General features: G+C 62.0%; 23 protein-coding genes and 1 pseudogene. 11 read left to right on the top strand and 13 right to left on the bottom strand.

Annotation, left to right across the window (positions count from 1 at the left end):
* Window positions 1-20 precede the first annotated feature (20 nt).
* The 4 genes from AC1DWA_RS21985 to AC1DWA_RS21970 are packed head-to-tail and all read right to left on the bottom strand — an operon-like array spanning window position 21 to window position 4,150.
* Window positions 21-827 carry an ABC transporter ATP-binding protein gene (locus tag AC1DWA_RS21985; RefSeq protein ID WP_007728720.1) on the bottom strand — a complete coding sequence of 269 codons (807 nt, stop codon included), beginning with the start codon at window positions 825-827 and terminating at the stop codon, window positions 21-23.
* A complete protein-coding gene (locus AC1DWA_RS21980; protein WP_029255470.1) occupies window positions 824-1,852 on the bottom strand; it encodes an ABC transporter ATP-binding protein in 1,029 nt (342 codons plus the stop codon). Before AC1DWA_RS21980 ends, AC1DWA_RS21985 begins: the two co-directional genes overlap by 4 nt.
* Window positions 1,845-2,834, bottom strand: a complete 990-nt coding sequence (locus AC1DWA_RS21975) for a branched-chain amino acid ABC transporter permease (protein ID WP_003944088.1) — start codon at window positions 2,832-2,834, stop codon at window positions 1,845-1,847. The genes AC1DWA_RS21980 and AC1DWA_RS21975 overlap by 8 nt, the downstream gene beginning before the upstream one ends.
* 5 nt (window positions 2,835-2,839) lie before the next feature.
* Complete coding sequence (locus AC1DWA_RS21970; protein WP_037137305.1) at window positions 2,840-4,150, bottom strand: branched-chain amino acid ABC transporter permease; 1,311 nt, start codon at window positions 4,148-4,150, stop codon at window positions 2,840-2,842.
* 303 nt (window positions 4,151-4,453) lie between these two features.
* On the opposite strand from AC1DWA_RS21970, the pseudogene polA reads away from it, so the two are divergent.
* Window positions 4,454-7,195: pseudogene (gene polA, locus AC1DWA_RS21965) on the top strand (DNA polymerase I); the annotation flags it as partial.
* Between the two features lie 16 nt (window positions 7,196-7,211).
* On the opposite strand, the gene trxA reads toward polA, so the two are convergent.
* The gene (gene trxA / locus AC1DWA_RS21960) at window positions 7,212-7,583 is read right to left on the bottom strand and encodes a thioredoxin (RefSeq protein ID WP_003944106.1); all 372 of its coding nucleotides are present in this window, start codon (window positions 7,581-7,583) and stop codon (window positions 7,212-7,214) included.
* A gap of 74 nt (window positions 7,584-7,657) precedes the next feature.
* Window positions 7,658-8,653 carry a helix-turn-helix domain-containing protein gene (locus AC1DWA_RS21955; RefSeq protein ID WP_046378632.1) on the bottom strand — a complete coding sequence of 332 codons (996 nt, stop codon included), beginning with the start codon at window positions 8,651-8,653 and terminating at the stop codon, window positions 7,658-7,660.
* Window positions 8,654-8,866: 213 nt separating this feature from the next.
* Between AC1DWA_RS21955 and AC1DWA_RS21950 the strand changes: the two genes are divergently transcribed.
* Window positions 8,867-9,796, top strand: coding sequence for a DMT family transporter (locus AC1DWA_RS21950; protein ID WP_477846778.1), 930 nt, complete (start codon window positions 8,867-8,869; stop codon window positions 9,794-9,796).
* Here AC1DWA_RS21950 and AC1DWA_RS21945 read toward each other — a convergent pair.
* Window positions 9,741-10,316, bottom strand: a complete 576-nt coding sequence (locus AC1DWA_RS21945; RefSeq protein ID WP_021344392.1) for a 2'-5' RNA ligase family protein — start codon at window positions 10,314-10,316, stop codon at window positions 9,741-9,743. The genes AC1DWA_RS21950 and AC1DWA_RS21945 overlap by 56 nt on opposite strands.
* Here AC1DWA_RS21945 and AC1DWA_RS21940 point away from each other — a divergent pair.
* From AC1DWA_RS21940 to AC1DWA_RS21925, 4 genes are all read left to right on the top strand, one after another.
* Window positions 10,282-11,379, top strand: coding sequence for an isocitrate/isopropylmalate dehydrogenase family protein (locus AC1DWA_RS21940; RefSeq protein ID WP_060939360.1), 1,098 nt, complete (start codon window positions 10,282-10,284; stop codon window positions 11,377-11,379). The genes AC1DWA_RS21945 and AC1DWA_RS21940 overlap by 35 nt on opposite strands.
* A gap of 206 nt (window positions 11,380-11,585) precedes the next feature.
* Window positions 11,586-12,458, top strand: a complete 873-nt coding sequence (locus AC1DWA_RS21935; protein WP_024487476.1) for an ABC transporter substrate-binding protein — start codon at window positions 11,586-11,588, stop codon at window positions 12,456-12,458.
* Complete coding sequence (locus AC1DWA_RS21930; RefSeq protein ID WP_355334292.1) at window positions 12,458-13,414, top strand: amino acid ABC transporter permease; 957 nt, start codon at window positions 12,458-12,460, stop codon at window positions 13,412-13,414. The genes AC1DWA_RS21935 and AC1DWA_RS21930 overlap by 1 nt, the downstream gene beginning before the upstream one ends.
* Entirely contained in the window at window positions 13,411-14,172 is a 762-nt protein-coding gene (locus AC1DWA_RS21925) for an amino acid ABC transporter ATP-binding protein (protein WP_019748634.1), read from the top strand. Before AC1DWA_RS21930 ends, AC1DWA_RS21925 begins: the two co-directional genes overlap by 4 nt.
* 3 nt (window positions 14,173-14,175) lie before the next feature.
* Here AC1DWA_RS21925 and AC1DWA_RS21920 read toward each other — a convergent pair whose 3' ends face one another.
* Window positions 14,176-15,021, bottom strand: coding sequence for a class I SAM-dependent methyltransferase (locus AC1DWA_RS21920; RefSeq protein WP_477917022.1), 846 nt, complete (start codon window positions 15,019-15,021; stop codon window positions 14,176-14,178).
* Window positions 15,022-15,359: 338 nt separating this feature from the next.
* Here AC1DWA_RS21920 and rpsA point away from each other — a divergent pair, with 338 nt between their 5' ends.
* Window positions 15,360-16,847: a 30S ribosomal protein S1 gene (rpsA, locus tag AC1DWA_RS21915; RefSeq protein ID WP_019748632.1), complete on the top strand. Its 1,488-nt coding sequence runs from the start codon at window positions 15,360-15,362 to the stop codon at window positions 16,845-16,847.
* 173 nt (window positions 16,848-17,020) lie between these two features.
* On the opposite strand, the gene AC1DWA_RS21910 is transcribed toward rpsA, so the two are convergent.
* Window positions 17,021-17,236, bottom strand: coding sequence for a hypothetical protein (locus tag AC1DWA_RS21910; RefSeq protein WP_003944056.1), 216 nt, complete (start codon window positions 17,234-17,236; stop codon window positions 17,021-17,023).
* 159 nt (window positions 17,237-17,395) lie between these two features.
* On the opposite strand from AC1DWA_RS21910, the gene coaE reads away from it, so the two are divergent.
* Complete coding sequence (gene coaE / locus AC1DWA_RS21905; protein ID WP_019748631.1) at window positions 17,396-18,610, top strand: dephospho-CoA kinase; 1,215 nt, start codon at window positions 17,396-17,398, stop codon at window positions 18,608-18,610.
* A gap of 4 nt (window positions 18,611-18,614) precedes the next feature.
* Here the strand turns inward: coaE and AC1DWA_RS21900 are convergent, their stop codons facing one another.
* A complete protein-coding gene (locus tag AC1DWA_RS21900; RefSeq protein WP_060939347.1) occupies window positions 18,615-19,133 on the bottom strand; it encodes a ribonuclease FAU-1 family protein in 519 nt (172 codons plus the stop codon).
* Between the two features lie 86 nt (window positions 19,134-19,219).
* On the opposite strand from AC1DWA_RS21900, the gene uvrB reads away from it, so the two are divergent.
* The 3 genes from uvrB (at window position 19,220) to AC1DWA_RS21885 (ending at window position 22,944) form a co-directional block, all read left to right on the top strand.
* Window positions 19,220-21,382 (top strand): excinuclease ABC subunit UvrB, encoded by a 2,163-nt coding sequence (uvrB, locus tag AC1DWA_RS21895; protein WP_269577976.1) that lies wholly within the window; start codon window positions 19,220-19,222, stop codon window positions 21,380-21,382.
* 45 nt (window positions 21,383-21,427) lie between these two features.
* Window positions 21,428-22,303 carry an SCO6745 family protein gene (locus tag AC1DWA_RS21890; protein WP_029538185.1) on the top strand — a complete coding sequence of 292 codons (876 nt, stop codon included), beginning with the start codon at window positions 21,428-21,430 and terminating at the stop codon, window positions 22,301-22,303.
* 188 nt (window positions 22,304-22,491) lie between these two features.
* Window positions 22,492-22,944, top strand: coding sequence for a universal stress protein (locus tag AC1DWA_RS21885; protein WP_019748627.1), 453 nt, complete (start codon window positions 22,492-22,494; stop codon window positions 22,942-22,944).
* 1 nt (window position 22,945) lies between these two features.
* Here the strand turns inward: AC1DWA_RS21885 and AC1DWA_RS21880 are convergent, their stop codons facing one another.
* The 3 genes from AC1DWA_RS21880 to AC1DWA_RS21870 form a co-directional block, all read right to left on the bottom strand.
* On the bottom strand, window positions 22,946-23,407 hold the full coding sequence (locus AC1DWA_RS21880; protein WP_019748626.1) for a DUF732 domain-containing protein: 462 nt from the start codon (window positions 23,405-23,407) through the stop codon (window positions 22,946-22,948).
* Window positions 23,408-23,490: 83 nt separating this feature from the next.
* Window positions 23,491-25,773, bottom strand: a complete 2,283-nt coding sequence (locus tag AC1DWA_RS21875) for a HelD family protein (protein ID WP_477846777.1) — start codon at window positions 25,771-25,773, stop codon at window positions 23,491-23,493.
* Window positions 25,774-25,905: 132 nt separating this feature from the next.
* Window positions 25,906-26,838 (bottom strand): DoxX family protein, encoded by a 933-nt coding sequence (locus tag AC1DWA_RS21870; RefSeq protein WP_019748624.1) that lies wholly within the window; start codon window positions 26,836-26,838, stop codon window positions 25,906-25,908.
* Between the last annotated feature and the right edge of the window lie 147 nt (window positions 26,839-26,985).

The following is a 26,985-nucleotide window of genomic DNA, read 5'->3' as shown; positions in this document are numbered from 1 at the left end:
GGCCCATTCTCGTGTCTGTCCTACTTCTCTTTGCTTCCAGCGAGCGTTCCCAAGTACAACTCGATCACCTTGGGGTCGTTCATCAGATTGGCGCCGGTGTCGGTGTACGCGTTCTTACCCTGATCGAGTACGTAGCCGCGGTCGCAGATCTGAAGGCAGCGGCGCGCGTTTTGCTCGACCATGATGACCGAGACACCCGCAGCATTGATCTTCTTGCAGCGGATGAACACCTCGTCCTGGAACATGGGGGACAGGCCCGCGGACGGTTCGTCGAGCAGCAGCACCGACGGATCCATCATCAGGGCCCGGCCCATCGCGACCATCTGGCGTTCGCCGCCGGAGAGTGCGCCGGCCTTCACCTTTCGTCGTTCACTCAGAAGAGGGAACAGTTCACTCACGAAGGCGAATCGTTCCGCGAATGCCTTGGGACGCAGATAAATGCCCATTTCGAGGTTTTCTTCGATGGTCAGAGTCTGAAAGACGTTCTGTGTCTGAGGGACGTACCCGACTCCCTTCTGAACGAGGACGTGAGCGGGCGCAGACGTGATGTTGTCCTCGCGTAGGGTGACCGACCCTTCGCGTACCGGTATCAGTCCGAACAGTGATTTCAGGAGTGTCGATTTGCCTGCGCCGTTCGGTCCGATGATCCCGACGATTTCCCCTTCCTTCAGGAAGAAGTTGCATTCACGCAGGATGTTGACGCCGGGAATGTAGCCCGCGACGAGGCTGTCGGCGCGGAGCAGGGCACCTGCCGACAGTCGCTGATGCTCCTCGGCCGTCGCGGCGAACTCTGCAGGCGTGAGTGAACGTGCGTGGTTCTCGCTCATGGCTTCTCGTGCCTTCCGCGCGGTTCCTCGGGACTCGATTCCAGCGTCGCGGCGAGATCGGCCGGAAGGTTGTCGACGTCGGGTTCCGACAGGTCCCCGCCCGACTCGAGGGTTTCGACCTCGGCTTCAGCCAGGGCGGCGGCCAGAACGGCCGTCTCGCCCACCGGATTTCCGTTGTCGTCGAACTCGAGGGCCTGGTCATGGTGGCTGCCCAGATATGCGTCGACGACGGCTGTGTTGGACGAGAGTTCGTCCGGGGTGGATTCGGCGATGACGCTGCCCTGCGCCATGACCACCACCCAATCGCTGATATCTCGGATCACGTCCATGTCGTGCTCGACGAACACGACCGTCATTCCGTCGTCGCGCAATGATTTGATGTGTCCGAGCAGGCTTTGCGTCAGAGCAGGATTGACCCCCGCCATCGGTTCGTCGAGCATCACCACCGAGGGCGAGGTCATGAGTGCGCGAGCCATTTCGAGCAGTTTGCGCTGCCCACCGGAGAGTGAACCGGCGAGGTCGTCTGCCTTGGTGTCGAGTTTGAATCGTGCGAGGAGTTCGTTGGCGCGTTCGGTGATCTCGCGTTCCTGGCCTTTCCAGATCCACGGAACGAGGGATGCAAAAATGCGTTCACCACGTTGGCCGGTGGCGCCGAGACGTACGTTGTCCAGCACGGTGAGTTTGGAGAGCGCCTTGGTCAACTGGAACGTCCGTACCACTCCTTTCCTGGCTACCTGGTGGGGATACATGCGGCCCAGCGATTGACCGTCCATCGACCACGTACCGGTGTCCGGCCGGTCGAAACCGGTGAGGAGGTTGAAGAGCGTCGTTTTTCCGGCACCGTTTGGACCGATCAGACCTGTGATGCACCCTCGTTGAATCTCGAGGTGATCGACGTCGACGGCCTTGAGACCGCCGAACGTCCGCGAGACGTTGTCAGCGACCAGTACCGGGTCGGGTTTCGCCGATCCGGGAAGGTGAGGAACGTCGGCAAAGATCTGTGCTCTGGTATCGGCGTCAAGCATTGAGTTGCACCTCCCGCTTGTTACCCAGTATTCCCTGCGGTCTGAAGACCATCAGGAGAGCAATCATCAATCCGAGCAGGACATACCTGGTGGCCCCGACTTGCTGTTCCGTGAGTGAAAGCAGCGGATTTTCGCCGGAGATCGCCTGACGCAGCAAGGCATCAGGGATGGCGAGGAGGAACCAGAACAACATTGCGCCGACCACCGGGCCGAATACCGTTGCCGCCCCGCCCAGAATCAGTGCGCCGAACGCGAAGAACGTCTGCGCGGTCGAGTAGAAGTCCGGGTTGATGGACTTGGTCTGCAGGGCGTTGAACACACCGGCCAGGCCACCGATCACGCCGCCGAGAACCAGAGCCTGCATCTTGTACACGAAGACGTTCTTGCCCAACGATCGCGCTGCGTCCTCGTCTTCGCGTACCGCCTTGAGGACGCGCCCCCACGGACTGTGCGTCAACAGGTAGACAAATCCGCACAAGATCAAGACCAGCGTCCACCCCACGACCATCGACCAGAGGTCGTCTCCGTAGAACTTCACGCCGAGAAACGAGTACTGCTTGGCCGAGTCGAAGGGGCTCAGCGCGGTGAACGGGTCTGCGAAACCGAACAGGCCGTTGGTGGAACCGGTCACCGAATCCGACGCGGTCGAGCGGAAGATCAGACGCAGGATCTCCGAAGCGGCGATGGTGACGATGGCGAGATAGTCGGCGCGCAGACGCAGCGTCGGGATACCGAGCACGAGCGCGAGGAGCCCGGCTGCGGTAAGTCCGACGAGGATGCCGAGCCACAACGGCTGGTCGTAGGTCACGGTCATGATGCCGACGCCGTAGCCGCCGAGGAGGGCAAAACCGATCTGACCGAAGTTGAGCAGTCCGGCGTAGCCGAAGTGCAGGTTCAGCCCGATTGCCAGCAGTGCGTAGAAGATTGCCGACGGCCCGATCAACTGGGCGAAGGAAACCTGGAAAGCTCCCATGATGTCCATGTTCGTCACCCGATCCTTTGTCTGGATCCGAGGATGCCCTGGGGGCGAACCACGAGGATCACGATCAAGACGAGAAGTCCGCCGATGTATTTGAGATCGGGGTTGATGATGAGCGTCGAGAGTTGGACCAGAAGTCCCACGATGACGCAGCCGAGTAGCGCCCCGTACGCGGTTCCCAGACCACCGAGGGTGATGCCGGCGAACATGAGCAGCAACAGTTTGAAGCCCATTTCCCACTGGACGCGTCCGCCGAGTTCGGAGATACCGAACAGCACACCGCCGAGGGCGGCCAATCCGCCGCCGAGCCCCCAGACGAACATGATCACGCGCTCGACGTTGATACCGGACGAAGCGGCGAGGTCACGATTGTCGGAGACGGCACGCATGGCCTTTCCGATGCGAGTCTTCTGCAGAAGCAGTGCGACGCCGACCAGGACGACCAGACTGACGATCATGACTATCGCGTTGGCGTCGGTCAGTGCGATCGGGCCCCAGTTCTTCTCGACCTGGCCCTGGTAGTCGTCGAACGGTTCGGCGCGGTCGGAGAAGAAGATCAGGATCAAGTAGCGCAATGAAATCGCGAGACCGATCGAGACCACCAATTGCGCGATCAACCCGGTCTTGCGCTTACGCAGTGGTTTCCAGACGATTCCGTTGGTCAGCAGGCCGATGCCGATGCCGACGAAGATCGCGAGGATCGTGGCGGGAATCAGCGGAACGCCGAAGGACGTGTTGATCACCCAGGCAGCAACGGCTCCTAACGTCACCATCTCGCCGTGAGCGAAGTTGGTCAGGCCAGTGGTGCCGTAGATCAGGCTCAAACCCACACCGGCGATCGCGATCACGAGGCCGAACCGCAGACCGTCGACCGTCGTGCGGATCAGCTTCTCGCCGAAGCTGACATTCGAGGCGGTACGTACCTCGCCGAACGAGAAGATCACGGTGTTCGCGCGGCCGGCCACCACCTCGCGTTCGACAGCGGCTTGCACACTGACCCCGTCGGGAAGTGTGTCGGCAACGATCTCGAAGGTGTAGGTGCCCGGTGCCACGGCCAGTTCCCAACGGCCGTTCGATGCCGATCCTCCGGTGGCGACTTCCGTACCGGAAGAATCGAGCGCACGGACGGTGACGCCCTCGAGGCGTGTGCCGCCGTTGTTGAGATTGCCGCTGACGGGGACAGCGTTGTCGGGAACCGGTGCTGTCGGTGTTGCGGATGCTGTCGGGGTCGGCGGTGTAGGGGAAGTGGTCGGTTCCTGAGCCGAAGCAGTTCCGGCCAGGCTGAGTAATGCGAAGAACGTCAGTAATGCAAAGGCCAGTAGTCGGCTGAGTGTCGCGAGGGTCTGCCGTTTCACTACGGGTGGGGCCACGTACGTCCTCCGAGCGGGTCGGGAATAGCGCGTCTGGACAAAGGTGCCGCGCAGCACAGGGATTGTTTCGTTGCTGCGATTTCCGGACTCTAACGGCTCCGTTCGCTTCAGATGGGGTTCTGAGATTTCCGGGATGTTTCGGTTCCGTATCGAAGGCCGAAGGCTGCATCAATTGTCCGATTCTTGTGTCTGTTCCTGCGTAAACAACGGCGAAGGCGTCGATGTCGGTCGCGATCCCTAGACTGATGAACCGTGAGCCCCGCAACCACAACTCGGTCCAGCACGTCCACCGCTTCAGCCGGCACCACCGGCAAGGCGGACGATCGCCCTCTTCTGATGCTTCTCGACGGGCATTCGTTGGCATTTCGCGCCTTCTATGCGCTGCCTGCAGAGARCTTCAAGACACACAGTGGGCAGGCCACCAACGCGGTGTACGGCTTCACGTCGATGTTGATCAACCTTCTTCGTGACGAGCAGCCCACCCACTTGGCCGCGGCTTTCGACGTGTCGCGTCAGACGTTTCGCGCCGACCTGTTCCCCGAATACAAGGCGCAGCGTGCGAAGGCTCCGGACGAATTCAAGGGCCAGATCGACATCACCAAGGACGTTCTCGGCGCGCTGGGCATCCCGGTCATGGCCGAGGAAGGTTTCGAGGCCGACGACGTGATTGCCACGTTGACCACGCAGGCGGAGGCACTCGGATACCGGGTTCTCGTCGTGACCGGCGACCGCGACTCGCTGCAGCTGGTGACCGACAACGTCACTGTGCTCTACCCGAAGAAGGGTGTCTCGGAGCTCACCCGATTCACGCCGACGGCCGTCGAGGAGAAGTACAGCCTCACTCCGTCGCAGTATCCGGATTTTGCTGCCCTGCGCGGCGACCCGAGTGACAACCTCCCCGGTATCCCCGGCGTCGGCGAGAAAACCGCTACCAAGTGGATCCGTGAGTACGGTGACCTGCAGGGACTGGTAGACAACGTGGACAAGGTCCGCGGCAAGGTGGGCGACTCACTACGAGAGAACCTCGCAAACGTCCTGCTCAATCGTCAGCTCACCGAGATGGTTCGCGACGTCCCGTTGCCGTACACGCCCGAGCAGTTGGTGTTGGCCCCGTGGGACCGCGAGAAGATTCATGCGTTGTTCGACGATCTCGAGTTCAAGGTTCTCCGCGATCGACTGTTCGCGACCCTGTCGTCGTCCGAGCCCGAAGCAGAGGAAGGGTTCGAGGTCAGCGGCGATGCACTCGCCCCGGGTGCGGTTGCCGCGTGGCTCGATGCCCACGCGCGAACCGGTGAGCGTCACGGCGTCACAGTGCTCGGAACCAGAACTCCGTTTGCCGGCGACGTCACTGCACTCGCGATCGCGGCCTCCGACGGTGAATGTGCATACATCGCGGCGTCGACGGCAACACCGGAAGACGAAGCAGCTCTCGGTGATTGGCTCGCCGACGCATCGCAGCCGAAGGCGCTGCACGAAGCCAAGTGGGCGATCCACGCTCTGCGTGGGCGTGGTTGGACGCTCGGTGGACTGACCAGCGACACCGCTCTGGCCGCATACCTCGTCCGGCCGGGCCAGCGCAGCTTCAATCTCGACGACCTCTCGCTCCGCTACCTCAAGCGTGAACTGCGCGCCGAAACATCCGGCCAGGAACAGCTTTCACTGCTCGACGACACCGAACAGCTCGATGCCGAAGCAGCCGAGACCGCGATGCTCAGCGCTCAGGCCGTTCTCGACTTGGCAGCTGCACTGGACACCGAGTTGGAGTCGATCGAGTCCAAGTCGCTCCTCTCCGACATGGAACTGCCGTTGACGATCGAGCTCGCACAGATCGAGGCCACCGGCATCGCCGTCGACAGCGCGCATCTGCACGATCTTCAGAGCCGTTTCGCCTCCCAGGTCGCCGACGCCGCAAACTCCGCGTACGAGGTGATCGACAAGCAGATCAACCTGGGTTCGCCGAAGCAGCTGCAGGTGGTCCTGTTCGAAGAACTCGACATGCCCAAGACCAAGAAGACGAAGACGGGCTACACCACCGACGCCGAGGCGTTGCAGGGTCTGTTCGACAAGACAGGACACCCGTTCCTCGAACACCTTCTCGCGCACCGTGACGCGACGCGTATGAAGGTGACCGTCGACGGTCTTCTCAAGGCCGTGGCCGAAGACGGACGCATTCACACGACGTTCAACCAGACGGTTGCCGCGACCGGACGTCTGTCGTCGACCGATCCGAACTTGCAGAACATCCCGGTGCGAAACGACGCGGGGCGCGAGATTCGCGACGGATTCGTAGTCGGGCAAGGTTTCGACGTTCTGCTCACTGCCGACTACAGCCAGATCGAAATGCGCATCATGGCGCACGTGTCAGGCGACGAGGGACTGATCGAGGCATTCAACACCGGTGAGGACCTGCACAGCTTTGTCGGCTCGCGCGCATTCGGAGTTCCGATCGAAGAGGTCACTCCTGAACTGCGTCGCCGGGTCAAGGCGATGTCCTACGGTCTGGCCTACGGGCTCAGTGCCTACGGATTGGCGTCGCAGCTGAAGATTTCGACCGAAGAAGCGAAGCAGCAGATGGATGCGTACTTCGCTCGTTTCGGCGGCGTGCGGGATTACCTCCACGCGGTGGTCGAGCAGGCACGTAAGGACGGCTACACCTCGACGCTCTACGGTCGTCGTCGCTACCTGCCGGACCTCAACAGCGACAACCGTCAGCGTCGTGAGGTGGCCGAACGGGCTGCCCTGAATGCGCCGATCCAGGGCACCGCAGCCGACATCATCAAGGTCGCGATGATCAATGTTCAGAAGGCTCTCGCCGAAGCCGGATTGAAGTCGCGCATGCTGTTGCAGGTGCACGACGAATTGGTGCTCGAAGTGGTCGCCTCCGAGTTGGAGGAAGTCACCGCACTGGTCAAGGACAAGATGGCCACAGCCATCGAGTTGTCGGTACCCCTGGATGTTTCGGTGGGAACCGGTCGAAGCTGGGACAGCGCGGCGGAGCACGCTCTTTTCGCTATTCAGCTGAAGCGGTCTGCTCTGCGATCTGCTTGCGGACCTCGTCCATGTCGAGTGCCTTGACCTGAGTGACGAGCTCTTCGAGCTGAGCGGCGGGAAGAGCGCCGGCCTGGTTGAACACGAGTACGCCTTCGCGGAAGGCCATGATCGTGGGGATGGAGCGGATGTTGGCGGCCGCTGCGATTCCCTGCTCGGCCTCGGTGTCGACCTTGGCGTGAACGACGTCGGCGTGCTTCTCCGAAGAGGCTTCGAACGTCGGTGCGAACTGGCGGCACGGGCCGCACCAGGAGGCCCAGAAGTCCACGAGGACGACGTCGCTGCCGTTGATCGTTTCGTCGAAGTTCTGCTGGGTGAGTGTCTGGGTGGCCACAGGGGTCCTTTCCATTGTGCGGGCTGTTGGTGTGTGCAACGCCCCGGAACCGCTGATTCTTCCCTGAGCCGATTTCAGCTTGCGTTCTCGGTCGCCCGAAACGTCCGGCGGTAGGCCTGGGGCGTGGTGCAGCGAAGCCGGATGAAGTGCTGGCGAAGCACGGCGCCGCCGCCGAAACCGACGCGTTCTGCGATGACATCGACGGAGAGGTCCGAATTCTCCAGGAGTTGCTGGGCGGCCAGTACTCGCTGATCGCTGAGCCAGCGGGCGGGAGTTGTTCCCGTTTCCGCTTGGAAACGGCGGGCAAATGTGCGAGCGGACATGTTCGCTCGGGCCGCGACCATTCCGACAGTGAGGTCGAGGGCGAGATTCTCCGTCATCCAGTCGAGGAGTGGGGCAAGGGTTGCACTCGGCGTCGAGGTGAGGGGAGTGGCGACGTACTGGGCCTGCCCACCGTCACGGTGGGGTGGCACCACCATCCTTCTCGCGATGCCGTTGGCGACACGAGAACCCTGTTCCTTTCGCACGATGTGCAGGCACAGATCGATTCCTGCCGCGGTGCCTGCGCTGGTGAACACCGGATCTTCGTCCACGTACAACACGTCCGGATCGACCTTGGCTTCCGGATACGTCTGGGCAAGCCTCTCTGCGTGCCGCCAATGCGTCGTGCATCGCCTTCCGCCCAGTAGTCCAGCCGCGCCGAGGACAAACGCTCCGGTGCACAGGCTCGCCACCTTGGCGCCCCGGGCTACGGCCTCGTTGAGTTTGACCAGCAGGGGATCGACACTCGAGTCGGGACTCGGTGAGCACATGTACGCGTCGCCGGCGTCGTAGGTTCCGCCGGCGGAAACGACGATGAGGTCGGCGTCGTCGAGAGAATCGAGGTTGTACGGAACATCGATGTTGTAACCGAACCGCGTTCGGATCGGGCCCGGAACTGCGGCGATCAGCGAGAAGTCGTACGTGGGGAGGCCGTCGTCGGATCGGTCGAAGCCGAAGACTTCACATGCCACGCCGAGTTCGAACGCCTCGGTCATCGGCATCAGTGGGACCACCACTTTCGCGAGCATCTTTCGAGTGTGACAGAAAAACGGGAAAGTGGCAGAAAATCGTCCAAGTCTGGCTTTTCTGCCACTACTGCCACGTGGGACATTCCGTCAGGCTGGACACATGGCAATCATCGTCGTCAGCCTCTTGGTCCTACTGGTCCTGAACGTACTAGCTCTTGCCGGCCGAACGCCCGACACTCGTCACGACGTCAGTCCGCACGGAGACTTCACCCTTTGAGGGCAAGTCTGGCCTTTCAATACCCCGCAGCTGCGGTGGTGTGGGGAGCCAGTTTCCTCTTCATGAAGATCGGGCTCGAAGGTCTGTCCTTCACGCAGGTAGTTCTGTGGCGCTTGGTCTTCGGTGCGCTCGCGCTGGTTCTCGTGTCAGCGGTCAGCCGGATCGGCCTACCGAGGGAATTTCGTGTTTGGAAGCACCTGGCCTTTCTCGCAGCGACGCAATGCATCGTTCCGTGGCTGCTGTTCAGTTGGGCGGAGCAGGACATGTCCTCGGGACTCGCGAGCATCTACAACGCCACCACGCCACTGATGACTATGGCTGTCTCCCTTGCCTTTCTGCCGGGGGAGACGCTGACGCGATACAAGTCGCTGGGGTTGCTTCTCGGATTCGGTGGAGTGCTGATCGTGTTGGCGCCGTGGAATCTCGGCGTCGGCGGAACCCTCAGTGCGCAGGTGGCTTGCCTGGGAGCGACTGCGTCGTACGGGATTTCGTTTGTCTACCTCAGGCGTTTCGTGGTTCCTCTCGGCGTCGACACTCGTACGGTCGCGCTTGTGCAAATCAGTATCGGTGCTTTCGTGATGGTTCTGGCCTCTCCGGTCGTCGCAAACACGCCGATGCACCTCACGCCGGCAGTTGTCCTGTCGATGATCGCTCTGGGCGCACTGGGGACCGGGCTCGCATTTATCTGGAACACCAACGTCGTTCAGGGGTGGGGGCCGACTGCGGCGTCCACCGTCACTTATCTCAGTCCAGTGGTGGGCGTCGCTCTCGGCGCAATAGTCTTGGACGAAAGCGTTGGCTGGAATCAGCCGGTTGGTGCGCTGGCGGTGATCGCGGGAATCCTGGTGACCCGACGTGCAACCCGCTCTGTCACACCGGCGGTGTCAGTAACCATTCCGTCTTCTGTTCGCCGTCCCAGCGCCTGATCCCGCCGCTGCGCCCGTGAATCACGTCGGTGCCGAGCAGGGCGATGGCTTCACCCAGACGTGCAGGTTCGACGCGTCGGGCGAGCGTCACATGAGGCGTCCACGCGCCGGGCTCGACGTGGGCGGGAAGTGCCGTCGAGCCAACTGTTGACTCGGCTATTTCTCGGTGCAGGTGAAGGAGTGCACGCGAAGGAACAACCGAGCGCGCCAAGACCATCTGCTTGCCGCCGAACACGACGTAGCCACCCAGCCGGACCTCGAAGTCCGGGGCCGAGAAGCGCCGCACCAACAGTTCGTCGATCTCCGCGGGGATCTCACGGGCGACGAACAGCGTGATGTGCGGACGGTTGGACGGGCTGTGATGAGAGGCCTGACTCGGTAATCCGGCGTCGGCGAGAAGCTGCCATTGTGCTCGCACTGCCGACTCACTCACCGGATCGAGGAGCAATTCCACCGACTGGACCATGGTGAGCAATGATTGCCTGATGACAGGTGCGAGCGCAATCGGTACTCCGGCCATGCGGCTGGGACTCATGCACGGCGACGGAATTGGCCACGAAATCGTCCCGGCGACACGGCAGATCGTGGATGCGGCGCTGTCATCGGTTCACGCTCCGCCCGTCGAGTGGGTCGAGCTTCCGCTCGGGAGTACGGCCATCGACACTCACGGCACGCCAATTCCCGACGAAACCATCGATGGGTTGGGGCAGCTGCAAGGCTGGATCCTCGGACCCCATGACAGCGCGTCGTATCCCGAGAGGTTTCGCGGACAACTCACCCCCGGCGGCGTCATCCGGAAAAAGTTCGAGTTGTTCGCGAACATCCGACCGGCAGCAGCATTCCCCGGCGTCAAGGCGATGGTCCCCGACATGGATCTGGTGATCGTCCGCGAGAACACCGAGGGGTTGTACGCGGATCGGAACATGGCAGTTGGCAGCGGCGAATTCATGCCGACGCCAGACATCGCCCTGGCCGTCGGTGTGTTCACCCGCGCTGCATGCGAACGGATCGCACGCACTGCCTTCGCGTTGGCGTCGCGTCGGCGCAATCACGTCACGATCGTCCACAAGGCCAACGTCCTGACACTGACCACCGGCCTCTTCCGCGACGCCTGCCGAACCGTCGCCGCGGAGTACCCCCACGTAGTCGTCGACGACGAGCACGTCGACGCGATGGCGGCGCACCTCGTTCGACGCGGCGGAGACTTCGACGTCGTGGTGACCGAAAACATGTTCGGCGACATTTTGTCGGATCTGGCGGGCGAGCTGTCCGGTTCACTCGGAACCGCGCCGTCGATCAACGCTTCCGAGACGCAGGTCATGGCTCAGGCTGCGCACGGTGCAGCACCCGACATCGCCGGGAAGAACCGGGCGAACCCGACGGCACTGTTCCTCTCGAGTGCGATGATGCTCGACTGGCTCGGTGATGCGCGCGGAGATCGGTTGTTGTCTGCGGCGGCACGCCGCATTTCAGACGCGGTTCGCACGACCATCGCGTCGGGTATCGCGACCGCCGACCTCGGCGGTTTGGCATCGACCAGCGAATTTTCCGAAGTCGTGTACGCACACACTCTGCGTCGCTGATTCTTGTACGACAGGCCGGAATCTTGCGAAGTCGGCGACGGTGGAACTCCTGCCGTAACCTACCGTTCGACTGAATTTCGGATGGACGTTGCAAGTGCGGCGATCGACGAGTGGAGAGCAGAGTCGTGGTCGATGAAAACGCACGGGCACCAAGGCCACGTGGCGTGGGTTATGGCTCGAGCAGTGGCGGGCGTATCCGCACCAACGTGGTGCGAGTCCTGTTGGTGGGCTTGATCGTCGCACTGTGCGGCGGATGTGTCACCAACAACGAGGGTCTCGTTCCGGAAGGGCCGCCACTTGATGTCCAGAAGGTGCCCGAGATCGCCGCTCTTCTGCCGTCCAAGGTCACGGATTCGGGCAAGCTGCAGGTCGGCGTCAACATTCCGTACGCGCCAAACGAATTCAAGGACGCGGACGGCAACATCGTCGGTTTCGACGTCGACCTGATGAATGCCGTTGCCGCCGTGCTCGGTGTCGAAGCTGTCTTCAACCAAGCCGACTTCGACAAGATCATCCCCGCTATCCAGTCGGGAAGCTACGACCTCGGCATGTCTTCGTTCACCGACTCCAAGGAACGCGAGAAGACGGTCGACTTCGTCACGTACTACAGCGCAGGTATCCAGTGGGCGCAACGGCCGGACAAGCCAGTCGATCCGAACAACGCATGCGGGCTTCGGGTGGCGGTGCAGACCACGACCACCGAGGACATCGACGAGGTGCCTGCCAAGAGCGAGGCATGCGTGGCCGAGGGCAAGCCCCCGATCGACAAGATCAAGTACGACAGCCAGGACGACGCGGCCAACGCGCTCATCCTCGGTCGAGTCGACGCGCTGTCCGCTGATTCGCCAGTGACCGGCTATGCGATCAAACGGAGCAAGGGCCGGATGGAAGCTGCGGGAGAACCCTTTGATTCGGCGCCGTACGGCTGGCCGATCGTGAAGGGTTCCGCCCTTGGGCCCGCCCTGCAGCAGGCAATGCAGTACCTGATCGACAACGGCGTCTATCAACAGATCGCGCAGACCTGGAGTGTCGAGGCCGGCGTCATCGAAGTATCCAAGATCAACGGCGCGGAAAGCTGATGAACATGACAACAACTGAGACCGGCGATCCGGTGCCGATCAAGGCGATTCCACTTCGCAGACCTGGTCGTTGGATTGCCGCGGTCGTCGTCGTGGTCCTCTTCGGACTGTTCGCTTACGGCGCGGCGACCAACGAAGCCTTTGCATGGGGGACTTACGGTCAGTATCTGTTCGACAAACGGATCTCCGCTGGTGCGTGGACAACGATCCAGCTGACGGTGCTGGCAATGGTGATCGCGATCGTCCTCGGTGTGATTTTGGCAGTCATGCGACTTTCTCCCAACCCGGTGCTTCGCGCCGCGGCCTGGGGCTATCTGTGGATCTTTCGAGGAACCCCTGTCTACGTGCAGTTGGTCTTCTGGGGCCTGTTCCCGTCGATCTACAAGAGCATCGATCTCGGTATTCCCTTCGTACATCAGTTTGCGCACATCAATCTCCAGGACTTGCAGGCAGCGTTTCTGTTTGCGGTGATCGGTTTGGCATTGAACGAGGCTGCATACATGGCCGAGATCGTCCGTGCCGGCGTGAGTTCGGTCAACGAGGGCCAGACCGAAGCATCTGTTGCCTTGGGTATGACGTGGAGTCAGACGATGCGCCGAACCGTTCTACCGCAGGCGATGCGCGTCATCATTCCGCCGACCGGTAACGAAGTCATCAGCATGCTCAAGACCACCTCGCTCGTGACGGCGGTCCCTTACAGCTTCGAGTTGTACGGTCGAGCGCGCGATATCTCGGGCGCCAACTTCGAGCCGATTCCCCTGTTGATGGTGGCGGCAACGTGGTACCTCGCGATCACGAGTCTGCTCATGATCGGGCAGTACTACGTCGAGCGTCACTATTCGAAGGGCGCAACCCGAGCACTGACCACACGCCAGCTTCAGGCACTGGCCGACGCGCAAGGAAAAGCTACGGTAGTGGAAACGCTTCCGGATACCCCCGGAGGAGAACGCAAATGACACCCATGGTGAAAGCAGACCGAGTTTGTAAGAACTTCGGCGCACTGGAGGTCCTGAAAGGGATTTCGCTCGAAATCGACCCTGGCCAGGTCCTCTGCCTGGTCGGTCCGTCCGGGTCGGGCAAGTCGACGTTCTTGCGCTGCATCAATCACCTCGAGCAGGTCAACGCCGGCCGACTGTACGTCGACGGCGACCTGGTGGGCTACTCGGAGAAGAACGGCAAACTGTACGAACTCCACCCGCGAGCAGCGGCCAAACAACGCCGCGACATCGGGATGGTGTTTCAGCACTTCAACCTGTTCCCGCACCGCACCGCTCTCGAGAACATCATCGAAGCGCCGACGCAGGTGAAGCGCGTCAGTAAGAAGAAGGCTGTCGAACGAGCGAAGGACCTCCTCGATCAGGTCGGGTTGAGCGCCAAAGCCAACGCCTACCCGGCCCAGTTGTCGGGTGGTCAGCAGCAAAGAGTTGCCATAGCCCGCGCTCTCGCGATGGACCCGAAGCTCATGCTGTTCGACGAGCCGACGTCCGCGCTCGACCCCGAACTCGTCGGTGAAGTTCTCACTGTGATGAAGCAATTGGCCAAAGAAGGCATGACGATGGTGGTCGTCACCCACGAGATGGGTTTCGCCCGCGAGGTCGCAGATCAGTTGGTGTTCATGGACGGGGGAGTTGTGGTCGAGGCAGGCGAGCCCCGGGAACTCCTGGCCAATCCGCAGCACGATCGGACCAAGGCGTTCCTGTCGAAGCTGCTGTAGCCGTCAGGGTTTGACGGCGCTGAAAATTGCAGTGCCCGGAAAGAGTTGGCCGCGCAGGGGACTCCACTGTCCCCATTCGCGGTCCAACCACTCCGGCCATTCGGGCTCGATGATGTCGCGCACCTGAAGTCCGGCCGCGACGATCTCACGAACCCGGTCGCCGATGGTGCGGTGATGCTCGACGTAGGTGGGGACTCCGTTGTCATCGACCTCGACATACGGGGTGCGGTCGAAGTACGGGAGGGTCGCGGTCAAGCCCTTCGGCCCGGGATCGTCGGGGAAGATCCATCGGATCGGATGGTTGACGGCAAAGACCCACGATCCGCCGGGACGCAGAACCCGGGCGACTTCGTTCATCACTCGCTGCGAATCGGCAACGAACGGGACGGCGCCGAACGYAGAACAGACGATGTCGAAACTCTCGTCGGCAAATGGCAGGAGTTCCGCACTTGCCTGAATCAACGGGACTGCCGGTCCGCCGGCATTCATCGCGTCCTGCCCGCGGGCGAGCATCCCCATCGAGATGTCGAGACCGACGGCCCGAGCACCGTGTCCGGCGAGCCATCGGGCACACGGCGCCGAGCCGCAACCCACTTCCAATATGTCTTTGTCGACTATGTCGCCGAGTAAGTGGTGATCGCCCTCGTGCAGCCCTTCGGGGCACCAGACGAATTCACCTTCCGCGCTGTTCACGCCCAGAAACTCGCCGTGGGTTCGGTGGTAATCGTCGGCGTCGGCGTCCCACCACGCACGGCTGGCACGGTCGCTGGCACTGGAATCGACACGGACCCGGCCGACACCGCTGGTGCCGAGAATGGAATTGGCGGCGGCATGGCGCTCGTCAGACATGAACAACACAGTAGAACGGGCGATGCGGGCGCAGGGTACCCGGGTTTGCCCGGCAAGATAGCCGACGCGTAGTCTTACTCACGCGAGTGTCTGTCATCCGACCGATTGTCTATACGGGATCTTTACCAAGGTCTCGGAATCAGTTGGACCGAGGGAGCTCGCGGTGCGCTTCCGTGGTGTGGAATGTGATCCGGTATTCGGTTGTTCGTTATTGATGCAGCTGGGTACTTCGATCTAGTACTTCACAAAAGTACTTCCAACATTTGTACGCCACAGTTGCGCATCTCGTCCGACAAAATCCATCAACCGACCACAACTCGTCCGGAGCAATTCAACATATGCCCTCCACAACCGTCACCTCGCCGCAGGTTGCCATTAACGACATTGGCTCCGCCGAGGACTTCCTCGCCGCCATCGATGCCACGATCAAGTACTTCAACGATGGTGACATCGTCGAAGGAACCATCGTCAAGGTCGACCGCGACGAGGTTCTGCTCGACATCGGTTACAAGACCGAAGGTGTCATCCCTTCTCGTGAGCTCTCCATCAAGCACGACGTCGACCCCAACGAGGTCGTCTCCGTGGGAGATGCGGTCGAGGCTCTCGTCCTCACCAAGGAGGACAAAGAAGGTCGACTGATCCTGTCGAAGAAGCGCGCTCAGTACGAGCGTGCCTGGGGCACCATCGAGGAGCTCAAGGAGAAGGACGAGGCCGTCAAGGGCACCGTCATCGAGGTCGTCAAGGGCGGCCTCATCCTTGACATCGGTCTTCGTGGCTTCCTCCCCGCTTCGCTCGTCGAAATGCGTCGCGTCCGCGACCTCCAGCCGTACGTCGGCAAGGAGATCGAGGCCAAGATCATCGAGCTCGACAAGAACCGCAACAACGTGGTCCTGTCGCGCCGCGCATGGCTCGAGCAGACTCAGTCCGAGGTTCGCAGCGAATTCCTGCACCAGCTCCAGAAGGGCCAGGTCCGCAAGGGCGTCGTGTCCTCCATCGTCAACTTCGGTGCATTCGTGGACCTGGGCGGCGTAGACGGTCTGGTTCACGTTTCCGAGCTGTCTTGGAAGCACATCGATCACCCGTCCGAGGTTGTCGAGGTCGGCACCGAGGTCACCGTCGAGGTTCTCGACGTCGACCTGGACCGCGAGCGCGTCTCCCTGTCGCTCAAGGCAACGCAGGAAGATCCGTGGCGTCAGTTCGCCCGCACGCACGCCATCGGCCAGATCGTGCCCGGCAAGGTCACGAAGCTGGTTCCGTTCGGTGCATTCGTGCGCGTCGAAGAGGGAATCGAAGGCCTCGTTCACATCTCGGAGCTCGCTGAGCGCCACGTCGAGGTTCCGGACCAGGTTGTCGGCGTCGGCGACGATGCACTCGTCAAGGTCATCGACATCGACCTCGAGCGTCGTCGTATCTCGCTGTCGCTGAAGCAGGCCAACGAGGATTACAACGCCGAGTTCGATCCGTCCAAGTACGGCATGGCCGACTCGTACGACGAGCAGGGCAACTACATCTTCCCCGAGGGCTTCGATCCCGAGACCAACGAATGGCTCGAGGGCTTCGACAAGCAGCGCGAAGAGTGGGAGAACCGCTACGCCGAGGCTGAGCGTCGCCACAAGATGCACACCACTCAGATGGAGAAGACCGCTGCAGACGAGGCCGCTGAGGCTGCCACCGCTGCTGCCGGCTACTCCTCGGAGACGGCTGCTGCAGACGATGCTGAGGCTCCGGCTGCTGCCGGCTCCGCTCCGGCAGAGTCCGCTGGCGGATCGCTTGCCAGCGATGCGCAGCTCGCCGCACTTCGCGAGAAGCTGTCGGGCAACGCATAAGGATTACCGCTTGATCTGATCAAGCGAGATCTGTGAAGAACCCCGTCCCTGCACTTGCAGGGGCGGGGTTCTTTCTCGGTCAGGTATCAGTGGCACGCGAAGAATTCAGTGAGTGAACGCAAAAATGACCGGCACCGTAGGGTTGCCGGTCATTTTTTACTTCGTGAAAAAACTCAGTTTGCGGGAGCAGGCACCCAGTAGGTGGCGGTCGCTTCGGCTGTGCGCTTACGCATCGATGCGAAGCTGTGTCGGCCTTGGCTCACGAGCATCGTGAACCACGTACGACGGTGCTCTGCCAGGGCAAAAGCAACTTCGGGAAACTCTATGCAGTGCACGCCGTTCGGCATTCCGAGGCGGTGCTGACCGTGATGGTCGCGATCTGCTCGCATGGCGTCCACTTTCTCGAGAAGGTGCAGGTACAGGTGCGTTCGCTAGAACATAACCGCACGGTCACCGAAATTGTGGTATTTGAGCCTCGAACGCCCCGGCGTGTTCGATCGGTAGGCGTGTCTCAATCTCTCGGGCGCGGAGATGAGAGACTGTCGAGTGTGTTGAGAGTAGGCCTCACTGGAGGCATCGGAGCCGGTAAGTCGACAGTGTCGAAAATCCTCAGCGAACTGGGAGCCGTCATCGTCGACGCCGACCTGATCGCCCGAGAAGTGGTCGAGCCCGGTACTCCTGGCCTTGCCGCTCTGGTCGACGCATTCGGCGACGGGATTCTGTCGGAGGACGGCAGCCTCAACCGCCCCGCGCTGGCCTCGTTGGCGTTTGCCGACGACACGTCACGCGGAACTCTCAATGGCATCCTTCACCCACTTATCGGTGCGCGGACGATGGAGCAGATCTCGTCTGCACCGTCGGATGCAGTGCTCGTTCAAGACATTCCGCTGTTGGTCGAGGGTTCGATGGCGCCGGCGTTCAACCTGGTCGTCATCGTCTACGTCGACGAGGAGGAACGAGTTCGACGCTTGGTGGGCTCACGCGGCATGCCGGAATCCGACGCTCGTGCGCGCATCGCAGCGCAGGCACATGACGATCAGCGTCGTGCGGTTGCCGACGTGTGGCTCGACAACAGCGGAGAGCCGGGTTCACTCGACGACGTGGTCCGCGACCTGTGGGCGAATCGACTTGTACCTTTCGAGAAGAACCTCCGCGAGCGCACGGTAGTACGTGCACTGCCGGAGCTGGCTCCAGCTGACCCGTCGTGGCCGGCACAGGCCGAACGGATCATCGGCCGGTTGTCGCTGGCGTCCGGCGACCGCGCGCGCCGTATCGATCACATCGGATCGACCGCAGTGCCTGGTCTCGATGCCAAGGACGTGATCGACATTCAGATCACTGTCGAGCACCTCGGCGTTGCCGACGACCTCGCGGAAGATCTGGCCGCTGCCGGGTTCCCCCGGATCGAGCACATCGTCGCCGACGACCCGAAACCGTCGTACCTCGGTGGTGAAACCGATCCGGCGGTGTGGGCAAAGCGGATTCACGGCAGTGCCGATCCAGGGCGCCGCGCGAATATTCACATTCGGGTGGACGGTTGGCCCGGTCAGCAGTTCGCGATCCTCTTCCGCGACTGGCTTCGCGCCGATGCGTCGGCGCGTGCCGAGTATGCCGAACTCAAGGTCAAGGCAGCCGAGAGTGCCGCAGGCATCGACGACTACGCCGCTGCGATCGACGCCTACCTGGGCGTCAAGACGCCGTGGTTCGACACCGCTTTCCACCGGGCGTGGGAGTGGGCCGAGAAATCAGGCTGGTCCCTCTAACCGCTCAGCGCCACGTGACCGGCATGCCCACCGAGGTGAGCCAGGCGTCGAGATCGTGACCGTGGGCGGCGATGCCGTCGATAGCGCGGGCCGCGTTCAGCATCGCGCGCTCTGACGTCTTCGGGTCGAGAATCCCGGCGGTGTTCGCCTCGAGCAATTCGTCGACGTCGAGCAATTCGACGCTGCGTCCGGTCTGCACGATCAGGTCGAGGTAGTGGTCCTCGGATGTCCAGACCTGCTCACCKCGGGTGAAGTCGCCGATGTCGACATAGAAATCCCAGTCTCGGACATGTTCCGGGGTGAAGTGCAGGATCGACGCCCGAATTCCGAGTTCGGGAATGATCCAGGACTCCAGGTAGTGAAACCGGGGATGGTCGGCGTGGCGCGCCATGTACAGCCCCCACGGTTCTTCGCGGTAGTGCTCGACCGGGCGAACGAAACCCTTGGGATCGACGTTGGTGCGAGCTGCGATGTCGAAGGTTTCGACCTTCGGCCGGTGAATGTGGGGACGTTCCTCGCTCATGGTTGAAGAACCTACCGCCGAACTGCATTTTCGGCTGAACGCGGACGAGCAGGCATTGTGTCGGTGGGTGCGCCTACCCTGGTTTCATGGCGTTTGCTTCCGAACATCCCGTGGTCGCGCATTCCGAGTTTCGGCCGGTTGGTGACATCGAGCGCTCAGACGCGCGCTTCGAGGTCGTCAGCCCGTACGAACCGGCAGGCGATCAGCCGGCAGCTATCGCCGAGCTTGAAAAACGGATCAATGAGGGAGAGAAGGACGTTGTCCTCCTCGGTGCGACCGGTACCGGTAAGTCCGCGACAACAGCGTGGTTGATCGAAAAGCTGCAGCGCCCGGCTTTGGTGATGGCTCCGAACAAGACCTTGGCGGCTCAGCTCGCGAACGAGCTTCGGGAAATGCTTCCCAACAACGCGGTCGAGTACTTCGTCTCGTACTACGACTACTACCAACCCGAGGCGTACATCGCCCAGACGGACACTTACATCGAGAAGGATTCGTCGGTCAATGACGACGTCGAGCGGCTTCGCCACTCGGCAACGTCCAGCCTTCTGTCACGACGGGATGTGGTCGTGGTGGCCTCGGTGTCGTGCATCTACGGCCTCGGTACACCGCAGTCGTATCTCGATCGCTCGATTCAGCTCGACGTCGGTGTCGAGGTACCGCGCGACGCGTTCCTCCGTCTGCTCGTCGACGTTCAGTACAACCGCAACGACATGGCGTTCACGCGAGGTTCGTTCCGCGTGCGCGGCGACACGGTCGAGATCATTCCTTCCTACGAAGAGCTGGCGGTCCGCATCGAATTCTTCGGTGACGAGATCGAGGCGCTGTACTACCTACATCCACTGACCGGGGACATCGTTCGCCAGGTCGACACGGTTCGCATCTTCCCGGCGACGCACTACGTCGCCGGTCCTGAACGCATGGAGCGTGCAGCCAAGGACATCGAGGCGGAACTGGAAGAGCGGCTCGCGGAACTCGAGGGCAAGGGCAAGCTTCTCGAAGCTCAGCGTCTGCGCATGCGAACGCAGTACGACCTAGAGATGATCAAGCAGGTCGGATTCTGCTCCGGCATCGAGAACTACTCGCGCCACATCGACGGCCGTGGCCCCGGAACTGCCCCCGCAACTTTGATCGACTATTTCCCCGAAGATTTCCTGCTGGTCATCGACGAGTCACATGTGACCGTTCCGCAGATCGGCGCCATGTACGAGGGCGATATGTCGCGCAAGCGCAACCTGGTCGAATTCGGATTCCGGCTACCGTCGGCAACCGATAACCGCCCTCTGACTTGGGAAGAATTCAGTAAGAGGATCGGTCAGACCGTCTACCTGTCGGCGACGCCCGGTAAGTACGAGTTAGGTCAGTCCGGCGGTGAGTTCGTCGAGCAGGTGATTCGCCCGACCGGATTGATCGATCCCGAGGTCATCGTCAAACCCACCAAGGGGCAGATCGACGATCTCGTTCACGAGATCCGTGAGCGTGCCGAACGTGACGAGCGTGTGCTGGTCACGACGTTGACCAAGAAGATGTCGGAAGACCTGACCGACTACCTTCTCGAACTCGGAATTCGCGTCCGGTATCTGCACTCGGATATCGATACGCTCCGGCGAGTCGAGCTGCTCCGGCAGCTCCGCCTGGGCGAGTACGACGTGTTGGTCGGCATCAACCTCCTGCGTGAGGGACTCGACCTCCCCGAGGTGTCGCTGGTCGCGATCCTCGATGCCGACAAGGAAGGCTTCCTTCGTAGCTCCACCAGCCTCATTCAGACGATCGGTCGAGCGGCTCGAAATGTGTCCGGCCAAGTACACATGTATGCGGACAAGATCACCGCATCCATGGCGCAGGCCATCGAGGAAACCGAGCGGCGACGCGAGAAGCAGGTCGCCTACAACGAGAAGATGGGCGTCGACCCACAACCTCTACGCAAGAAGATCGCGGACATTCTCGATCAGGTGTACGAGGAGGCAGAGGACACAGCGGCGTCCGTGGACGTCGGTGGTTCGGGTCGCAATGCGACGCGTGGTCGGCGTGCGCAGGGCGAGGCCGGTCGTTCGGTCAGTGCGGGTGTGTACGAGGGGCGCGACACCAAATCGATGCCTCGGGCCGAATTGGCAGATCTGGTCAAGGAACTCACCGATCAGATGATGAACGCTGCACGCGACCTTCAGTTCGAGTTGGCTGGGCGATTGCGAGACGAAATCTCGGATTTGAAGAAGGAGCTCCGAGGGATGGACGCCGCGGGTCTCAAGTAGGTCGCCTCGCGTGGGTTCGTGCTCTCGACCGCTACGGTTTCAGGTATGGATGCACAGACTGCAGGCAAGACCGCGCGGACTCTCGAACTTCTCCACTCGTTGGCGTACTTCGTCCCGGAGACGGAGAAGGAGCTTGTCGGCGTCGGGTTGGAGCCCGGCCGAATGGTGTACTTCGCGGGGCGATCAGCACCGCTCGGCGCTCCACCCGCGACTGTCGTCACGGCCACCTTCTTCAACTTCAATCCCGAACTGATCGCCAGCGTCATCCCACGTGCCTGGGAATTGGCAAGGCCCACAGAGGTTGTCGCCGCGCGGTATCGGGCAATTGACGCGGCGTACGTCCGCCTGTTCGGTGCGGACGTGACAGGATCGGCAGACATGGCCGAGGCCGCCGAACTCGTGTCGATCGCGGCTCAGAACATCCCCGGAGTGGACGGCCGCCCCCTGTATGCGGGTTGGGCGTCGCTCGACTGGCCGACCGAACCGCACCTGCGTTTCTGGCACGCGCTGACACTGCTGCGTGAGTATCGCGGCGACGGCCACATTGCGGCTCTTCAGACCGCGGGATTGAACGGCCTGGACGCGTTGATCACGCACACCGCGACGGGAATCGGGTTTCAGCGTAAGTTCGCGCAGACTCGCCGCGGATGGTCGCAGGAACAGTGGGACGAGGCCGTCGAGAGTTTGAAGGACCGCGAACTGCTGGATCGTTCGTCCGGTGCACTGACCGAGGACGGGCAGGAACTGCGTGACGTCGTCGAAGACCTGACTGACGACCTCGCTTTGGCTCCGTGGGATGCGCTGGGTGAGGAGGGTGCCAAGCGGTTGCTGGAATTGGCGACGCCGTGGCGTACCGCCCTGGTCGAGCAGGAAGTTTTTCCGGCGGCGCTGTTCGGGCCCCGCTTCGGCAAACTTCGCTGAGTGGTCACCGCCGCACAAATGTGTCTGTGACGAAGAATCACATTCACTGTGGGCTTGTGGCGTGTACTGCAAATAACACTATCCGCGGCACAATCCCGCTAATGTCAGCGCAGCGGTTGTCGAGCGGGCGCAACAGCGTTGCGCTCGGTGCCGGCCGTACCGTCCGTCCCGTAACCATGGAGGAATGAATGAGTGCCTACCGGACCGTTGTCGTAGGAACCGATGGCTCCGAGTCGTCACTGAAGGCAGTCGACAGAGCTGCCGCCATTGCCAGTGGCTCGGACGCTCAGCTCGTCATCGCATGTGCGTACTACCCGGCTGATCCCAAGGACGTGAGCGCTGCCGCTGATGCGTTGGGTAACGAGGCCTACCAGGTCACCGGTTCCGCTCCGACCTACGAGATCCTTCGCACCGCTCGTGAGCGCGCACATGCCCAGGGTGCCAAGGATGTTGTCGAGCGCGCTATCGTCGGCGCTCCCGTCGAATCGCTTCTCGCTTTGCTCGACGAGGTCAAGGGCGACTTGCTGGTCGTCGGAAATCGCGGATTGAACACACTGACCGGGCGTCTGCTCGGATCGGTGCCTTCCGATGCGGCGCGCAAGGCGACATCCGATGTCCTGATCGTGCACACCGTTCGCTGACCTACCGGCAGTAGTCGGCCTCGGCCGCATCGACGAACACTTCAGCCAGCTGATCGGCGCTGGGGGGCGTTGTCGATGCGGCCGAGTCGTTTCCGGTGGTGACCATCGGTTCGCTCGCGCCGTTCAGCGATACCGTCCGCAGATTCGCGATGATCATCGCTCGATCCGTGCCGGCCGCGAGCTGCTGGCAGACACCGTCACCGAGCGCCTGCAACATGTCGTCGGAAAAGGCTGGCTTGACCCCGGTAGATGCAAGCGCCGCCCGCAGCCGTTCTGCATCGTCTACCGGTTTTTCGGTCGGTGCGGCGGCAACGGCAGCGATGTCGTCGCTGCCTGCAGCAGCCGTTGAACTCGAATCATCCTCTGAACAACCGGCTGTCACCGCCGCAAGCATCCCGACACCGATCACCACGCGAGCGATCTTGCGGAAGGGTGCGGCGGAACTTGCGGGCAGGCCAAGCACGAGGGGTCATTCCTTCAGTCGTCGACACAAATTGGGGTGACACCACGATTCGTGGTGTCACGCACGAACCTACTCCGTGAGGCTCACGAATCGAAGGCCAACTCTGCTGCCGCGACGCCGTCGAGAACCGCGGGGAGCGACTCGACGTGAATGATGCCGAGCCTCTGGGTAGCGCGGGTCAACGCGACGTAGAGGTCGTTCATTCCGCGTGGTGACTCGTCGAGAATGTCGGCAGGTTCGACGATCAACACGGTGTCGAACTCGAGTCCCTTGACGTCCTTGACCGACAGGACACTTACGGTCTCACTCGCAATGCCCGCCAGAACGGCAACGACCTCGGAACCGGCGATCACTGCGGTGATACCGGGATGCGACTCGGACTCGATGCAACGGCGCACGGTCGATTCCAATTCTTCGGCCGTGGTCTTGAGTGCCCACGGCGCGAATCCGCTGTCGCGTACCGACCGGGGCACGGATTGCTCCGGGTCGATCTCTTCGAGCACACGGTGCGCGACATCCATGATCTCCGAGGGAGTTCGGTAGTTGACGGTCAGTTCGGTGAGCTTCCAGCGCTTGGCGACGTAAGGCTCGAGAATCTTCTGCCAGGACGAGGTTCCCGCGGGATCACCAGTCTGAGCTGTATCGCCGACCAACGTCATCCAGCGATTCGGTATGCGCCGCATCAGCATTCGCCACGCCATTTCGGAGAGCTCTTGGGCTTCGTCGACGATCACGTGACCGTAGGTCCAGGTTCGGTCGCCGGCAGCGCGTTCTGCCGTGGTCTGGCGCTGGCCCTGATCGTGGCGCTGGGCGAGTTGGCTGGCGTCGATCAAGTCGTACGCCATCAAGATCTCGGGATCCATCTCGTCTTCGAGATCCTGTGGTGCAGAGCCGGTGAGGATGTCGAGGGCGCCCTGGGCGTCGGCGATCTGCGCGCGCCATTCACGTTGTGCGCGTTCGTGTTCGGCGGCATCGTCGACTCCGAGGATCTCGGCCAGTTCATCGAGGAGGGGAGCGTCTGCCGCACTGAAACCCGGTCCGACGCTCTGCAGAAGCTCGTCGCGTTGGGCGTCGTCGAGTTGCGGCGCTGCCTTGGCCAACCTCGCCGGAGAGGTCCACAGTTCCGCGAGGATTTGCTGGGGCGATAATTCAGGCCACAGCTTTCCGATGGCGGACATGATGTCCGCGTCCTCACGCATCTCGTCGCGAATGTCGGCGATGTCGTCCCGACTGAGGAGTGAGCCGCCGTCCACGAGGTTGCCGCCGATGAGTTCGGCCATCTGCAGTGCCAACGCCTCGATGACTGCTGCCACGAAGATCGGGCGCGCCAGGTTGTGTGGGCGACGCGACGACCGAGCACGTCCGCGAGCCTTCGTGACAGTCTTGCGATCCAGCTTCAAGTCGTAGTTGTCGAATCGAAGGGTGATCGGCTTCGACGGGACTTCCTGCCGATCCCGGACGGCGTTCTTGAGTACGTCGAGGATCGCGAGGGAACCCTTGATCTCACCGGCGGCGAGGGAATCCGTACGAGTCGCACGCACTCCGGGGTACAGGTCCCCGATCGTCGAGAGCAGAACTCCGGTCTCACCGAGTGAAGGAAGGACCTGGCTGATGTAGTCGAGGAACGTCGCGTTCGGCCCGATGATGAGAACACCGGCCTTGGCCAGTTGCTGGCGGTAGGTGTAGAGCAGGAACGCGGCACGGTGAAGGGCGACTGCGGTTTTGCCGGTACCCGGACCGCCCTGGACCACCAGAACGCTTTTGTGCTCGGAGCGGATGATGGCATCCTGCTCACTCTGAATGGTCTCGACGATGTCGTTCATCTGACCCGTACGCGCTGCGTTCAGAGCGTCCAGGAGTGCGCTCTCACCGGCGACGCCGCCGGCTTCGGTCACCACGCCGGCGGCTCGGGCAGCGTCGAGGTCCAGGTATTCGTCGTTGATTCCGGTGACTGTTCGGCTCCGACTGCGGATATGGCGTCGTCGTTTCACGCCCTCAGGTGCCGCGGGCGTCGCCAGATAGAACGGGCGTGCCATCGGAGCTCGCCAGTCGAGCAGTAGCGTTTCGTAGTCGTTGTCGGTGTCCAGAATTCCGAGTCGGCCGACGTAGCGTCGCTCGTCGTCGAAGTCGATGCGTCCGAAACACATTCCGTTCTCGGCTGCGTCGTACTTGGCGAGATCCTCGGTGTACATGGCATTGAAGGATTCGCGTTCACTGCGTGCTTGCGGGGTTCCGCCGGTCTCGAGGAGGACCGTGCTCAAGCGAGTTTGGGCATACTTTCGAAGATCGTCGAGACGGGAGTACAACATCGTCACGTACTGCTGCTCGAGCTCTTGCTCGTTCAGTGACGGGTCCGCGTCGGGCAAAGGATCTCCTAGGCTTGATGAGAAATTCACGCGCTGCAAAAGCGCCAAGACAGTCTAGTTCCCCCAGATGAACTGCCGCATAGATACAGGTCAGGCCACCCGAAGGTGGCCTGACCGTGTTTTTCGGTGCACTCAGTGCGTCAATTCGTCCTTCTTGGCGCGAGCCTTTTCGAGCGCCTTCTCGGCGCGCTTTCGGGCACGCTTACCCAGCACCTCGGTCTGCTCCGACGCCGTTTCGGCCCACTCGTTGCTCTTTTCGAGCGCGAGTTCGGCGAACTCGGAGCTGCGCTTGCTCGCCAGCTCTGCCAGTTCGGCGCTGCGCTCACGTGCGGTCTCGGCCAGTTCGGAGCCGCGCTTCTGCGCGACTTCGAGGATGTCCGGGCCGCGTTCTTTGGCGACCTCTCCGAATTCAGCGGCACGCTTGCTCGCGATCTCCGCGAACTCGGAGCTGCGCTCCTTGGCAAGTTCGAGCCAATCCGTGCCGTGCGCCTTCGCGGTTTCGGCAAGTTCGGAACCGCGTTCGGACGCCACCGACAGAGCGTGTTCGACGCGATCGCTCGTGTGATCGGTCTGCGATGCGACCAACGGAAGTGCCGCGGCGATAGACGCCTGAGCCTTCTTCGCGGCGCGGCGGCCACGCCAGCCGAGCGACGGCTTGCCCTCGGTGTCGACGGACGCGATCATCAGTCCGCCGAGCAGGCTGACGTTCTTGATGAAGTTGGTTCGCTGCATCGCTCGCAGTGACGGATCAGTTTCGTTCCAGAAGTCGTGACCGGCAAGCGTGGTCGGTACCAGGCTCCCCGCGAGGACCAACGACGCGAGACGCGGCGCCTTGCCGGTGGCCAGCAGGGCGCCGCCACCGATCTGGACGGCTGCGTTGATCTTGACGAGTGTTTCCGGATCAGCAGGCACCTTCTGCGTCACTGCTCCTGGCAGCGTCTCGACGGATTTGTCGATCAGCGGTGACGCTTTGGCTGCTCGCTGAGTGGGGTTGCGCAAAGCATCGATTCCCCCGGCGATGAAGATCGTGGAAAGCAGTGGACGAGCAATTCGACGTACCAGCATGTTTCAAGCCTCCCGATGTAGGTTCGTTTTCCACCCTAGCGATCTCACAAGGAATTGGTCCGGTTCGGCGATCCCGCGACGCCTGACCCGGTTGACGGATTCCTGGTCGCCGAAGCGCGCTGTACTGCGTCGATGACTTCTCCACCG

The organism is Rhodococcus sp. P4_F3_2 (assembly GCF_056401335.1).
Note: the sequence above shows the minus strand (reverse complement) of the source record. Positions and strands in the feature narration are given on the sequence as shown.

Coding starts and splice junctions, on each gene's coding strand:
- AC1DWA_RS21925 (WP_019748634.1), top strand. CDS start 13,411: ATGACACCCATGGTGAAAGCAGACCGAGTTTGTAAGAACTTCGGCGCA.
- AC1DWA_RS21940 (WP_060939360.1), top strand. CDS start 10,282: ATGACAGGTGCGAGCGCAATCGGTACTCCGGCCATGCGGCTGGGACTC.
- uvrB (WP_269577976.1), top strand. CDS start 19,220: ATGGCGTTTGCTTCCGAACATCCCGTGGTCGCGCATTCCGAGTTTCGG.
- AC1DWA_RS21955 (WP_046378632.1), bottom strand. CDS start 8,653: ATGCTCGCGAAAGTGGTGGTCCCACTGATGCCGATGACCGAGGCGTTC.
- AC1DWA_RS21975 (WP_003944088.1), bottom strand. CDS start 2,834: ATGGACATCATGGGAGCTTTCCAGGTTTCCTTCGCCCAGTTGATCGGG.
- AC1DWA_RS21930 (WP_355334292.1), top strand. CDS start 12,458: ATGAACATGACAACAACTGAGACCGGCGATCCGGTGCCGATCAAGGCG.
- AC1DWA_RS21890 (WP_029538185.1), top strand. CDS start 21,428: ATGGATGCACAGACTGCAGGCAAGACCGCGCGGACTCTCGAACTTCTC.
- AC1DWA_RS21910 (WP_003944056.1), bottom strand. CDS start 17,236: ATGCGAGCAGATCGCGACCATCACGGTCAGCACCGCCTCGGAATGCCG.
- rpsA (WP_019748632.1), top strand. CDS start 15,360: ATGCCCTCCACAACCGTCACCTCGCCGCAGGTTGCCATTAACGACATT.
- AC1DWA_RS21980 (WP_029255470.1), bottom strand. CDS start 1,852: ATGCTTGACGCCGATACCAGAGCACAGATCTTTGCCGACGTTCCTCAC.
- AC1DWA_RS21985 (WP_007728720.1), bottom strand. CDS start 827: ATGAGCGAGAACCACGCACGTTCACTCACGCCTGCAGAGTTCGCCGCG.
- AC1DWA_RS21870 (WP_019748624.1), bottom strand. CDS start 26,838: ATGCTGGTACGTCGAATTGCTCGTCCACTGCTTTCCACGATCTTCATC.
- AC1DWA_RS21885 (WP_019748627.1), top strand. CDS start 22,492: ATGAGTGCCTACCGGACCGTTGTCGTAGGAACCGATGGCTCCGAGTCG.
- AC1DWA_RS21945 (WP_021344392.1), bottom strand. CDS start 10,316: ATGGCCGGAGTACCGATTGCGCTCGCACCTGTCATCAGGCAATCATTG.